Raw genomic sequence first — 13615 nt, 5'->3', positions numbered from 1 at the left:
GACGCGGGGAATTTTTATCTGAGTCAGTTGCCATGGACAGATCCCCGACTTTTAGAAAAAGTCGGGGATCTTGCCTCCAAGCGTCAATAGTTTGTGGTTGAAAGGCGATCGCTGATAAAACTAAACTCTGATTTAACATGCCAACGCCTACCATCGTGAATTAACAGCGTCAACTGCTCAGCCATAAACTCAAAATATAATTGACGCTGTTCAAACTCTGGCCAAGCAGCTTTAAAATTTTGTCGTGTTAAATCCCGAAATGCTACTGTCATATGAGGCGCAAAAGGACGTTCCTTGCTAACCTGATCCACAATTCTCAAGTCAGTTTCTGTATGCGTCATTAAATTTGCTTGCAAGGTTAAAAGTTCTTGACTTTTTACCACATCAATATATATGACGCGGGGTGCAAAAGCCCTAAATCCCTTAAGTGTTATTGTGATTGACTGTTGCCTACTGGCAAATTCCCGCAAAGATGCTTCTAGGAGTGTCACATTTTCATCGGCCCATTCAAATGGGGGTTGTAGCGTAATATGTGGTGGGGATTTTTGCGCGTAACAACTAGCGTACTTATCAGCAAAGTACTGCTTAATTTCGTTAGCGTACTCCTGAATGTGTTGTGGTGGTAACAGAGCAATGAAAAAACGGTTCATTTATAGAGTAGGGAAGAGATATTTTCATGCTTGGTTGTGGGATTTTCTCATTAAAACCGGAAAAACTGCAACCAGTCCCCAGTCCCCATTCCCCAGTCCCTATTCGAGGTAACAATAAATGCCAACTTTTGTCAAGATTGAACAGGGCAAGGTCGATAAACCCACCTTTGACCAATATGTACCGGCTCATAAAGCCTACATCCAAGAGTTGATTGCCAAAGGACACAAAGCGCGATCGGGCTATTGGGCAGAGCAAAGAGGTGGCATGTTGTTGTTTGAGGCAGCTTCCAAGGATGAAGCAGAATCAATTGTAGCTCTTGACCCCTTAGTGCAAAACGGCTGTGTCAATTATCAACTTTATGAATGGAGAATTGTAATTGAATAACAACAGTTACGTAATTTTGATGTTATGCTGTTTTATAGACCTGGATCTACGCGACTGCAACGCCTAAACCTTGTCAGAACCGGAAGGTAGCAGCAATACGGGATGCTTGTAGTAGGCGTAGTCTCCGGGTCGCCCTATTTATTAGGAGCTTCAGGAGCAATGCCTGGTTTTGGAGATATTGTTCAAAAAGCTTTTTACCTCGGTGTTGGGTTGGCTTCTTACGCAGGTGAAAAAGCAGGAGGTAAGTTAACCGAACTGCGATCTCAAGTCCAAAAACTGGCAGACGAGATGGTGGCAAAGGGCGAAATGACCACAGAAGAAGCCCGCCGTTTCGTCGAAGACATGATGAAGCAAGCTCAGCAGCCTCAAGCATCTAGTGAAACTTCTGAAAAAACACCCTCTTCTGAACCTCGACGCATCGAAATCTTAGAGGAAGATGAAGAGCCAACCGTCAAAGAAAGATCTACAGAAAATGTTGATCATTTACGCCAACAAGTATTAGATCTGCAAGAAGAATTAAAACGGCTACAAAAAGATTAATAAAAAGTAATACTTTAATTTAAACATTTGATACTAAGCGCACTTTGACATGGTGTTATACAAAAAAGCTTGATAATATGCATCTTCTAGGGTGTAATCTATTGCTTAAAATCAGGTAGCAATAAACGCCTTATTTATAATTTTAAGGGCGTCAAGTTTATGGAACAGTGGCAGAAAGAATTGATGGACATCGTAGAAACAGTGTCAGTGGAAGTAGAGCGCTTCTTTCTAGGAATGAATGAAATGGTAGATGCCTTTTTTGAGCTGACGGAAGAAATTACCGAGCAGGTACAAAATACCATTGCTACTGAAGTTGATCAGTATCTCCAAGATTTGACTGAACCAATTTTAGAGATTTACTGGGAGCTTGAAGATATTGTTGCAGACGTAGACCCAGGTTTTCCTTATCCAGTCGAACCCACACTAGACAAAAATCCCGCTTGCATGGGTTGTCAGAATTACCATGGTCAGGTTTATGGTGGTAATTTATTAGTCTGTGCGATGCATCCTCACGGTTGGGATGATGAAAATTGTCCAGACTGGGAAGGGGGATGAGGGGGATGAGGGGACGAGGGGGACGCGGGGACGCGGGGACAGGGGGACGCGGGGACGCGGGGACGCGGGGACGCGGGGACGCGGGGACGCGGGGACGCGGGGACAGGGGGACGCGGGGAATAACCAATTCCCAATTCCCAATAACAAATGACCAATGACAAATAACAAATGACAAATGACAAACAACAAATGACAACTGAGCAATCAACCCAACAAATCAAGTATGGCGAACGCAAAATTGCGGAAGGTGAACTAATTACTTTTCCGAATCCGCGTGTGGGTAGGCGATACGACATTAATATTACTTTGCCAGAATTTACTTGCAAGTGTCCGTTTTCTGGTTATCCCGACTTTGCCACAATTTATATTAGCTATATCCCTGATGAGCGGGTAGTAGAATTAAAAGCCCTGAAACTTTATATTAATAGCTATCGCGATCGCTATATTTCTCACGAAGAATCAGCCAATCAAATTTTGGATGATTTTGTAGCCGCTTGTGACCCTTTAGAAGTTACAGTCAAAGCAGATTTTACTCCTCGTGGTAATGTGCATACTGTAGTTGAAGTACGTCACCAAAAATAAGAGGGAGTAGGAACAGATACCTGCACCAATGGAAGATGGCATCATTCTTTAATTTTACTGGCGGCAGATTTGACTTGAGCCACAACTGTTTTAGATAAAGGAATATACCCAAGTTGCAGACTAGATTTTTGTCCCTCAATCAAAGCCCAATCAACAAAGTTTTTTAGTTCTTTAGCTTTGAGAGGGTCTTGATAGTATTGATAGGTTAGAAGCCAGGTATAAGTAACGATGGGGTAAGCTTTAGCATCAGTGGGATCTGTAATAAAAGCAATCAAGTTATCAGCAGGAAGTTTCACCGACTCTAAAGTTTTAGATACTGATTCTGGTGTGGGTGTAATATATTTGCCAGCCTTATTTTCTAAAGCAGCTACACGTAATTTATTTTGTGTGGCGTAAGCGTATTCTAAGTAGCCAATAGATCCTGGGATTTGTTGAATTTGGGCAGTAACGCCGGTGTTGCTATTTGCACCAATTCCTACTGGCCATTGTACAGATTTACCAGCCCCGACTTGGCGTTTCCACTCTGGGCTGATAGCACTAAGATGTTTTGTAAATATGGCTGTAGTACCGCTACCATCAGTTCGATGTATGACTCGAATTGGTAAATCTGGCAATTTTATCTCAGGATTAGCTAGAGCTATTTGGGGAGAATTCCAATTTGTGATTTTGCCTAAAAATATATTTACATAAACCTGACGTGGTAGCTTTAGACCAGTTGGGATATCAGAGATATTGTAAGCTACTACTATAGAACCAGCAGTTATGGGTAAAGCGATCGCTCCTCGTTTGATTTGAGCTGCTTGTTCATTGGTAATTGCCACATCGCTGGCTGCAAAATCTACAGTATTGTTAATTAACTGTTGCACTCCAGCACTACTACCTATTGCTTGGTAGTTAATTTCGACGTTGGGGTTTTGTTTGTTGTAATTTAAAAACCAGTTCTGATACAAAGGTTCCGGAAAACTTGCTCCGGCACCAACAAGATAAACCTTATTTGTATTTTTACTATGAGCAGCGCAAGCAACAACACTCAACGCAACAGCAACTAGAGTGAGAAAGTGAGCTATTCGCTTGAGTTGAAGTTGAGCAGGCATACAAATCTATCTGTGACAATTTTTAATAAACAGCCTTAGTAATTTTCCCATCGGTAGCTGTGGGTGTGGCGTAATTATAAGCTAAAAAATGTCTGCATTGCACATAAATTGCACAGTCGATCATGTTCGCGCAGCGTCTTCTGAACTTTGTAAGACCCCAACACAAAACTTGCCGATTATAGAACCGGGGGACTGAAACCCACGGAACTGTGTAAGTTTTGTTTAATCCAACTTTTGAAGGCTCTAATTGCTTGACTTCTGCCAACTTTCATGCACTGCTCAGTGTATTCGTTCACTAGTTCAATAATTGGGATATTAGGAAAATTGGGACTAAAATTAGATTCTATATATTTCCCTGCTTGTAGTAGATTAATTTGCAATCCTTTTGGACTATATCGCCATAACTCAGGTACTCCCAAAATCCGATAGTTATCAAACTTAGTGCGGGAAGTAATATCAATTTCGATTGCTAAATCAGGTGGTGGATCTACATTTAAATCTAGACGTTTTTTGCCAATTACAGCCGCTTGGTTTTGAATATAAAAACAGGTGTCTGGTTCTACGGCTTGTTGTGTTCGCTCATTTTTCAAAGTGGTTGAACCAAAAGGTTCAAAATCAACTTGGAGTTCATCTAAGAGAATTTTTACTAAATCACCGATGCATTCTTTATCTTTTTCATGTTCAGGCAATGGAACCATAATCTCTAACCAGCCATCACTATAAGAAATACGTGCTGCACGCTTTTCTCCTAATTCTTCTAAGATGTTTTCTAGCTGCTGCCAGTTAATATCTTGCAGTAACATTTGTTGTCCTGGTTTGACGATAATTTGTTGTAATTCTAAAAGCATATTTTTTAAGTTATGAGTAAACAGGTGAGCCAGCGTACAAGTAGTGTGATTGGAACAATGACGCGTTTTTCTGAAGCGCTGCGCCAGAGTTAGTAGGGTGTGTCAGTACGAATAATTTCTTGGGTGATTAAGGGTTTTTGTTTGCTGACGCACCTGGATATCACTTGAAAAACACATCACATTTAGTGTAAATTTTGTTTGACCCAACTTCTGAAGGCTCTAATTGCTTGACTTCTGCCAACTTTCATGCACTGCTCAGTGTATTCGTTCACTAGTTCAATAATTGGGATATTAGGAAAATTGGGACTAAAATTAGATTCTATATATTTCCCTGCTTGTAGTAGATTAATTTGCAATCCTTTTGGACTATATCGCCATAACTCAGGTACTCCCAAAATCCGATAGTTATCAAACTTAGTGCGGGAAGTAATATCAATTTCGATTGCTAAATCTGGTGGTGGTTCTACATTTAAATCTAGGCGTTTTTTGCCAATGACAGCAGCTTGATTTTTAATATAGAAACAGGTATCCGGTTCTACAGCTTGTTGTGTTCGCTCATTTTTCAAAGTGGTTGAACCGAAAGGTTCAAAATCAATCTGGAGTTCATCTAAGAGAATTCTGACTAATTCACCAGCAATTTCTTTATCTTTTTCATGTTCAGGCAATGGAACCATAATTTCTAACCAGCCATCACTATAAGAAATACGTGCTGCACGCTTTTCTCCTAATTCTTCTAAGATGTTTTCTAGCTGCTGCCAGTTAATATCTTGCAGTAACATTTGTTGTCCTGGTTTGACGATAATTTGTTGTAATTCTAAAAGCATATTTTTTAAGTTGATATGGTTTCTGTTTGCTCAATCTTTGGCTGTAAACTCAACTGATCTAAAATCTCTAAAACCTCGCGTTCAAAGGCAACTTGGGCGCGATTAGTTTTGCCACCAACATACAAGCGATCGCCTTTTTGTAATGCCCAAAATTGGGAGTGAGAAAAATAACTCATCACTACACCTGCCATCAGCACAGCAAACCCTGTATAAACAATGGGAATCCCTGGATCAGATTTAATTTGTAAGCCAGTACTACCAACTACATCTAAAATTTTTAGTGTGACACCGTTGACCTTAGTGGACATACCCGCACGGACAGTATCAACTAGTTGACCAGTAGAGTCATAAATTAACACCATCCCTTGCAAGTCTCTAGCTAACAGAGAGACACCTGCACTCAAATCTGGTTTAGTGGGAATCCATGTACCCCAAATACGCCCTTTGCCCTTGGTATCCAAAGGTGCCATGGGTAACTGAAAAATGGGGCTATTATTAATTTTGACGCGAACAGCTGCAATTCCCCAATCAGTTTGATAGAAAGTGACGCCATGATAACGCAGAGGTTGATTGACAAAAATCTGTTTATGGTCAACTTCTTTTCCCTGATTATTTAAGACAGACATATCCGAATAAAATTGGTCAATTCCACCAGAGGGAGTGTAATCAATCCAAAAACGATTAACTCGCACAGACCAATCTTTGGTAACGTTGGTAGCAGCAAAAGGCCCAGCATCAATAATATTTTTCACCTGAAACGTGTCGCCACTAGGAACCATTTCTTGGGCCATAAATCCTGTCATTGCACCCCAAATTCCGCCCAGCAATATCGATACAATGCCTATATGCACAATAATCGGCCCGATGCGTCCAACTATTCCTTTTCGCGCATAGAGAATATTGTCTTTTTCTTGAAAAAGTTTATAGCGATGTTTTCGTAATATTTCGCCTAGAGAATCGAGAGAACCTGTATCTAGTTCTGCACTCAAAGCTAACTTTTGAAATTGTCGCGGTTCTTCGTAATATTTCCAACGACGGGCAGTTTTTAAGGCTGGTAATTGGCGGGTAAATGTACAAGCTGTTAAGCTTGTGCCGAATAAAATTAGTAACGATAAAAACCACCAAGTACGATACACATGGTCTAAGCCGACTACTTGAATTACCTTCCAACTCAAGAAACCAAACAATGCGGGATGTTCTGGGTAGTTGGCTTGGTAGAATGCGGGTGATTGACCTTGCTCAATTACAGTACCGCTAACGCTGAAAAGTGCGATGATCAGCAGTAAGGCGATCGCCAAGCGTAAATCTGTCAATATAGGTAAGAAGTCCTGCTTAAAATACTTACCAACGATTGACCACCAACTTGATTTTGGGGATGCGGAATTTTCTAAAGTCATTGTTTAAAAGTTGCCAAAGGGAAACCGCGAAACTAAGGAAATTACACCAAATCCTACCAACAACGCACCGCTGACTGGATTAATCCAACCAGACCAACGCCGTACCTCTAACAACTTTTTAATTGCTGCGGTAAAAGTGCCAGCCAAAATTAACGGTGCTACATAACCTGCTGTGTAGGAAAGTAGTAAAGCAGCACCTAAAACTAAATCTTGCGTGCTAGCAACCCAACCCAATATGCTGGCTAAGACAGGGGTGCTACAAGGAGATGCAACCAGACCAAAAGTTAATCCAATCGCGTAAGAACGTACACCCGGCGGTAAATCTTGCGAAATCCAATTAGTATCGCCAAAAGATGGAAATTGCAGCGGTAAAGCTTCGAGTAAATTCAACCCCATGAGAATGGCGATGATACTGACGATGATTGGTAAACCGATACCTATCTGACCGTAGACTTTGCCAACCAAAGCGGCGATTACTCCCAATGCCGCCAATGTGGTTGCTAATCCCAAAGCAAACCAAGTAGATTGTGCAGCTGCTTGTAGACGGCTTTTTGCTTCATAACCACCGATGTAACCAATGGTAATTGGTAGCATAGAGAGCATACAAGGCGTGAGGCTGGTTAGCAAGCCAGCGACAAAAATTATCAGAACACTCAGCAAACTGAGGTGAGTCAGCTGGTTAGAGACAAGGGTGTTGGCGAATTGTTCTAGTTCGTAGAATCGGGTTTGCAATGTTTCAAGCATGGGGCGTTTTCCAGCGGGAAATGCTTACTCTGCTTGAATTTTAGCTTATTTTATGCTTCTGGGTTGGAGTGGGGAATGAGGGAGATGAGGGAGATGAGGGAGAAAATTTCTCGGCGTCCCCATTCCCTCACTCACAGCATTCCTGCTGATTCATACAACCGTTTGAGCATCGCTGTAATCTTGGTACCATAGTCTAAATCAGCTGCCCAGCGTCCTGCTAGTTGTTCTACTAATGGGGCAATACCACGTGTCACAAAGCGAAACCGTGGGTCTACAACCTCATTTACTAATGGTTCTAGACTAGCGTAAGCTTTTAAATGTTGAATGTGCGCTCTCACGCCAATTCTGGCACTCTCAAAAGAAGCAGCCTGGGCACCACCACCAATCGCGCCTAAACCCGCAAAGTTATTTTGCTCAGGTTTGATATCACCACCAAAGCGCAAAAATCCTGTTTCTAAACACATTTGGCAAAAGGCAATGTCATAGTTTACACCTTCTGTAGTGGCTTCTTCTCGATAGAGTTTGGGGATATCAGGAAATTTTACCAAAGCATTTTCGTTGTTGTTTCGCAGAAATAGTTGCATTTGCACTTCTGATGTAGTGCCGTTTGACATTAATCGGTCAAATTGACCAGGACAAACTACTAAATTTGATCGCAAGCTAACTGTGCGAGTGGCTGCGTCCCAACCGACTGCAACGTTAAAATCACGCAGTTCCACGGCTTTAACATATACTACTTTGCGATAAGTAATTCTGCGGATATTAGCTATTTTCGAGAGGTCAATCCGCAACCGATCTACTAAATCAATCGGAATATAAGCGTTACCGTTGATTAAAATTCCTTGTTCTGAGTACTTTTGTCCATTAATATTAATGTTGATTGGTTGATAGGTTGGTTCATTAGTATTTCCAGGACTGGGGTCAATTACACGACTCCAAGATGCTAGCCCATCAGCAATTCCCAACGCAAAATCGCGGCGACGATTTTGCAGCAAAGAACGATCCTCTGGACTGCTAAGAAAGCCTACCTGCATCAATAAAGAAGGTAGTGTTGTCTGGCGACAGAATGCTAAACGGCCCAAGCCACTATCTGTATCTGGCTTGACTCCACGATTTGGTAATTGGGGTACGCGGCGCAAAAGTCCTACTAGTAACAATTCAGCATTGCTTTTACGCTCATTATTACTGGCAATATAAAAGACACTAGCCCCACGCACGGAAGGATTATTTGCCGCATCAGCTTGAATTTCTAAAGCCACATCACCACGACGGCTACGAGAATTAATCCAGGCAATAGTTTGGGCAGCACTTAAATCATCAGGAACCGCTAAAACTTCAAAACTCCGCGATCGCAATTCCGTAACAATCAAATCCCGCAGCAGAATCATTTCCCTCGCTTCCGTTGTCCCACCTGCGATCGCACCTGGATCAATCCCTCCCGCTTCTTTGCCTCCATGAGCTGCTGAAATAAAAACACGTCCCATCTTGAATATTTCCTCTGATAAAATCAAGCGTCAGCAAATCTATGAATCATTTTTAGTCGAGCAACAAGAATATAATAGCCATCAGAAGTCTTTTGTCCTTTGTCCTTTGTTATTTCTCCAAAGTTCAAGACCAATAAACTTGTTGCAAAAATCAGGGAAAAAAGACAACCCTTCCCCAAAACATCGCGTCACGCAGGATTTTGGAGCCATGAGTACCACAATTACCCAACCCCTCAGCCTAGAAGAATTTCTTAAGCTCCCAGAAACCAAGCCTGCAAGCGAATACATCAACGGTGAGATTATTCAAAAGCCAATACCAAAAGGGAGACACAGCCGCCTGCAAGGTAAACTTTGTGCTGCGATCAATTATGTTGCAGAAGAAAAAAAGATTGCTTATGCGTTCCCTGAATTACGTTGTACCTTTGGGGAACGTTCAATCGTACCCGACGTGGCTGTATTTCAGTGGAAGCGTATATCACTTACGAGCAATGATGAAGTTCTAGATAACTTTGAACTCTCACCAGATTGGACAATCGAGATTCTCTCGCCAGAACAAAAACCTAATAAAGTGATTGGCAATATTCTGCACTGTCTTAAGTATGGTAGCCGCCTGGGATGGTTTCTTGACCCTGATGACCTCAGTATCTTGGTCTTTCTACCAGAGCAGCAGCAATTGCTGCTACAGGGGAAAGACCCTTTACCTGTGTTACCAGAAATTGAACTTGCACTAACTGCCGAACAAGTTTTTGGTTGGTTAAAAATGGGTAGTTAGCTCAGTGAATAGTAAATTTGGCGGTCTAAAATTAAGTGAGGAAGCCAACTAAATTATTCTCCTGTTCCCCTGTTCCCCAGTCCCCAATACCATGCAAATCCCCCGCTTGCACCCAGACACAATTGAGGAGATTAAACTACGAGCTGACATTGTAGATGTCGTCTCAGAATACGTAGTTTTACGCAAACGAGGCAAAGATTTTGTTGGTTTATGTCCCTTCCATGATGAAAAAACACCTAGCTTTACAGTCAGCCAAAGTAAGCAAATGTATTTTTGCTTCGGCTGTCAAGCTGGAGGCAATGCCATTAAGTTTTTAATGGATTTGGGTAAACACTCTTTTACTGAAGTGGTGCTAGATTTAGCACGGCGTTATCAAGTGCCTGTGCAAACCTTAGAACCTGAACAAAAACAAGAATTACAGCGTCAGTTGTCTTTGCGTGAGCAGTTATACGAAGTTCTCGCTTCCGCAGCACAGTTTTATCAACACGCCCTCAGACAATCACAAGGGCAAAATGCAATTCAATATTTGCGAGCTAATCGCCAACTCAAAGAAGAAACAATTCAGCAGTTTGGTTTAGGTTATGCACCCGCAGGTTGGGAAACCCTCTATCGCTATCTAGTGCTAGATAAGCACTATCCGGTGCAGGTAGTAGAAAAAGCGGGATTGATTAAACCGCGCAAGGAAGGGGGCAGTTATTATGATGTGTTTCGCGATCGCTTGATGATTCCCATTCGCGATGTCCAAGGACGGGTGATTGGCTTCGGTGGCAGAACTCTTACCAATGACGACACTTGTTACAATTCTGGGAACCCCCGCAACACAGTGTCTCAACAACCCAAATATCTCAATTCACCAGAAACAGAACTTTTTAGTAAAGGTAAAACACTATTTGCCCTCGATCAAGCCAAAACTGGGATTTCGCAACTCGATCAAGCTGTAGTAGTGGAGGGATATTTTGATGCGATCGCCCTCCATGCTGTGGGTATCAACAATGCCGTCGCTTCTCTTGGTACTGCCCTCAGCTTAGAACAAGTTAGACAAGTATTACGTTATACCGACTCCAAGCAGTTAGTTCTCAACTTTGATGCTGATAAAGCAGGGACAAACGCCGCTGAAAGAGCGATCGGTGAAATTGCAGATTTAGCATATAAAGGCGAAGTCCAACTCAAAATTCTCAATTTGCCCAATGGTAAAGATGCCGATGAATACTTGCGTGAGCGAACCCCAGAAGACTATCAGGAACTGTTAGCAAATGCTCCACTTTGGCTCAATTGGCAGATTGACCAAATTATCAAAGACCGTGACTTAAAACAGGCTACTGATTTTCAGCAAGTAACTCAACAAATAGTAAAATTACTGAAAAATATAGCCAATAGTGATACGCGTAACTATTACGTTTCCCACTGTGCAGAAATACTCAGCTTAGGAGATAGCAGACTGATACCGTTACGAGTAGAAAACCTCTTAACTCAAATTGCTCCAGCTGCGGCTACCTACTCTCAGCCTTTACCAGCAAGTAAACAGTGGGGAAGCACCAGAAATTCTCAATCCCCCCCCACTTCCCTTCGACTTCCTTCAGAGCAAGCCCGCAGTCTTTTAGAACTAGCAGAGGCTTTATTGCTGCAAATTTACCTGCATTGCCCCGAACAACGTCAAACTATTATTGAAGCTTTAGGACAGCGAGATTTAGAATTTAGCCTTTCTCACCATCGACTTTTGTGGCGACAGATTTTAGAGTTAACAGGAGAGCAACTAGATTTAATCTCAAGTTTGCAAAATCAGTACCTAGAATTATCTGAAGAAATAGGATTAATCTCTCATTTATTTCATCTGAATGAGAACAGCAAAAAAGAAATATTGCGTACTCCGCAAGTAATTCAAGCTGCGATCGCTTGTATCGAAAGAGTATTCAGAGAAAAGCGCTATCGCTATTTCTTAGAACTATGGCAGCAAACGGATCCGCAAGCAGAACCAGAACGATGGCAATCATATTATCAAGCATTCTACACCGAAAAATTGCGGCTTCAGGAACTAGACCGCCAACGGCTATTTTCCATCACTGACTTACTTTAGCAAAACCGCATTACGTCTGATGTGAATTACGTTAGCGCAGCGGTAGCGAGGTACGAGCGTCATTACGAATTACGAATTATTTAATGAGCTTTCTTGCTCAAACAGGCGCGATCGCGTAAGAATATTAATTAAGGTTTGTAACTTATCTTAACAATGGCGCTAGCAGAGCTTAATCAAACTCCTACCCCTCCCCGTACACTGGGATACGATTATGATTTGGTAATTGTCGGTGGCGGGATTATTGGCTTAACCCTAGCCTCGGCTTTAAAAGATTCAGGCTTGAGTGTGTTACTCATCGAAGCCAAAGTCACCTCCACCGCAGTCGCTAAGGGACAAGCTTACGCCGTTCACATGCTTTCGGCACTGATTTATCAAGGAATTGGCATTTGGGATAAAATGTTACCTCAAATCACCAAATATTGCCGTGTGCGTCTTTCTGATGCCGATTATCCCGATGTGGTGGAGTTCGACACGGCTGATATCGGTAAACCAGAGTTGGGTTATGTGGCTGAACACCAAGCGCTATTGCAGCCTTTGCAGGAATTTGTCCAAAATTGCCCCAATGTCACTTACCTCTGTCCGGCTGAAGTGGTGAGTACGCAATACCAACAGGACATAGTAGCAATAGATATTAAAGTTGCTGAGCAACTGCGGACAGTTCGGAGTAGATTACTTGTAGCCGCAGATGGGGCGCGATCGCCGATTCGCCAAGCAGCTGGTATTAAAACCCACGGCTGGAAGTATTGGCAATCTTGCATTGTCGCCTTTGTCAAACCAGAAAAACCCCACAACAACACAGCTTACGAAAGATTTTGGTCTAGCGGCCCGTTTGCGATTTTACCTTTACCTGGGAACCGTTGCCGCATCGTGTGGACAGCCCCCCACGCAGAAGCACAAGCTTTGTGTGCTTTAAATGATGAGCAATTTTTGGCGGAATTAAGCCGTCGCTATGGCGATCATATGGGTAAGTTAGAACTACTAGGCGATCGCTTTATTTTTCAAGTGCAACTCATGCAAAGCGATCGCTATGTACTTTCCCGATTGGCATTGGTTGGCGATGCGGCACACAATTGTCATCCCGTCGGTGGACAAGGCTTAAATTTGGGTATTCGTGATGCAGCAGCTTTGGCACAGGTACTACAAGCAGCGCACGCAGCAGGCGAAGATATCGGCAACATGCAAATCCTCAAGCGCTATGAACGTTGGCGTCAGCTAGAGAACCTGACAATTTTAGGTTTCACCGATTTACTAGATCGAATATTCTCTAATAACTTCTTACCTGTGGTAGTAGTTCGTCGCTTGGGTTTATGGTTGATGCAGCGAGTACCCATCTTAAAAGTATTTATGCTCAAACTGATGATTGGGTTGAAAGGGCGTACCCCAGAATTAGCCAAATATGAGATAGTGTGAAAGCGATCGCCTCAACTCAGGAATTCCTTTAAATAATTCGTAATTCGTAATTCGTAATGACGCGACGCTCGATGACTCGCTCTAAGCGAAGCTATGCCGCAGGCTTTACGCTGACGCTCGTACCGACGCTCGATGACTCGCTCTAAGCGAAGCTATGCCGCAGGCTTTACGCTACGCTATCGCTAACGCTGACGCTCGTACCTCGCTACCGCTTCGCTAACGCTAACGCTATCGCGGACTCGCTACCGCTGCGCTA

14 protein-coding genes and 1 other RNA gene are annotated in these 13615 nt (G+C 42.6%); 8 read left to right on the top strand and 7 right to left on the bottom strand.

The features are described from left to right. Positions 1 to 83: 83 nt before the first annotated feature. Positions 84 to 650 (bottom strand): 2'-5' RNA ligase family protein, encoded by a 567-nt coding sequence (locus AC5JMF_RS04320; protein WP_495794490.1) that lies wholly within the window; start codon positions 648 to 650, stop codon positions 84 to 86. A 118-nt stretch (positions 651 to 768) separates the two neighbouring features. Between AC5JMF_RS04320 and AC5JMF_RS04315 the strand changes: the two genes are divergently transcribed. From AC5JMF_RS04315 to queF, 5 genes are all read left to right on the top strand, one after another. Then, positions 769 to 1035, top strand: a complete 267-nt coding sequence (locus AC5JMF_RS04315; protein ID WP_495794489.1) for a YciI family protein — start codon at positions 769 to 771, stop codon at positions 1033 to 1035. A gap of 37 nt (positions 1036 to 1072) precedes the next feature. Then, positions 1073 to 1169, top strand: an RNA gene (gene ffs, locus AC5JMF_RS04310) — signal recognition particle sRNA small type. Positions 1170 to 1194: 25 nt separating this feature from the next. Next, positions 1195 to 1575, top strand: a complete 381-nt coding sequence (locus tag AC5JMF_RS04305; RefSeq protein ID WP_495794488.1) for a phasin family protein — start codon at positions 1195 to 1197, stop codon at positions 1573 to 1575. Between the two features lie 159 nt (positions 1576 to 1734). Beyond that, the gene (locus tag AC5JMF_RS04300; RefSeq protein ID WP_495794487.1) at positions 1735 to 2130 is read left to right on the top strand and encodes a hypothetical protein; all 396 of its coding nucleotides are present in this window, start codon (positions 1735 to 1737) and stop codon (positions 2128 to 2130) included. Positions 2131 to 2298: 168 nt separating this feature from the next. After that, on the top strand, positions 2299 to 2712 hold the full coding sequence (gene queF / locus AC5JMF_RS04295) for a preQ(1) synthase (protein ID WP_495794486.1): 414 nt from the start codon (positions 2299 to 2301) through the stop codon (positions 2710 to 2712). 41 nt (positions 2713 to 2753) lie between these two features. Here queF and pstS read toward each other — a convergent pair whose 3' ends face one another. The 6 genes from pstS to tftA all read right to left on the bottom strand — a co-directional run bounded on the left by pstS (position 2754) and on the right by tftA (position 9103). After that, positions 2754 to 3806, bottom strand: coding sequence for a phosphate ABC transporter substrate-binding protein PstS (gene pstS, locus AC5JMF_RS04290; protein ID WP_495794485.1), 1053 nt, complete (start codon positions 3804 to 3806; stop codon positions 2754 to 2756). A gap of 176 nt (positions 3807 to 3982) precedes the next feature. Then, complete coding sequence (locus AC5JMF_RS04285; protein ID WP_495794484.1) at positions 3983 to 4654, bottom strand: Uma2 family endonuclease; 672 nt, start codon at positions 4652 to 4654, stop codon at positions 3983 to 3985. Positions 4655 to 4836: 182 nt separating this feature from the next. After that, entirely contained in the window at positions 4837 to 5478 is a 642-nt protein-coding gene (locus AC5JMF_RS04280; RefSeq protein ID WP_495794483.1) for a Uma2 family endonuclease, read from the bottom strand. A 5-nt stretch (positions 5479 to 5483) separates the two neighbouring features. Further along, positions 5484 to 6875 carry a cytochrome c biogenesis protein gene (locus tag AC5JMF_RS04275; RefSeq protein WP_495794482.1) on the bottom strand — a complete coding sequence of 464 codons (1392 nt, stop codon included), beginning with the start codon at positions 6873 to 6875 and terminating at the stop codon, positions 5484 to 5486. Between the two features lie 3 nt (positions 6876 to 6878). Continuing rightward, the gene (locus AC5JMF_RS04270) at positions 6879 to 7619 is read right to left on the bottom strand and encodes a cytochrome c biogenesis protein CcdA (RefSeq protein WP_495794481.1); all 741 of its coding nucleotides are present in this window, start codon (positions 7617 to 7619) and stop codon (positions 6879 to 6881) included. Positions 7620 to 7750: 131 nt separating this feature from the next. Continuing rightward, positions 7751 to 9103, bottom strand: a complete 1353-nt coding sequence (gene tftA, locus AC5JMF_RS04265) for a hormogonium tapered terminus morphoprotein TftA (protein ID WP_495794480.1) — start codon at positions 9101 to 9103, stop codon at positions 7751 to 7753. 208 nt (positions 9104 to 9311) lie between these two features. On the opposite strand from tftA, the gene AC5JMF_RS04260 reads away from it, so the two are divergent. The 3 genes from AC5JMF_RS04260 (at position 9312) to AC5JMF_RS04250 (ending at position 13359) form a co-directional block, all read left to right on the top strand. Further along, positions 9312 to 9875, top strand: coding sequence for a Uma2 family endonuclease (locus AC5JMF_RS04260; RefSeq protein WP_495794521.1), 564 nt, complete (start codon positions 9312 to 9314; stop codon positions 9873 to 9875). A 91-nt stretch (positions 9876 to 9966) separates the two neighbouring features. Further along, entirely contained in the window at positions 9967 to 11949 is a 1983-nt protein-coding gene (dnaG, locus tag AC5JMF_RS04255; RefSeq protein WP_495794479.1) for a DNA primase, read from the top strand. 153 nt (positions 11950 to 12102) lie between these two features. Next, entirely contained in the window at positions 12103 to 13359 is a 1257-nt protein-coding gene (locus AC5JMF_RS04250; protein ID WP_495794478.1) for an FAD-dependent hydroxylase, read from the top strand. Positions 13360 to 13615 lie beyond the last annotated feature (256 nt).

It is taken from the genome of Desmonostoc vinosum (genome assembly GCF_059505385.1).
Note: the sequence above shows the minus strand (reverse complement) of the source record. Positions and strands in the feature narration are given on the sequence as shown.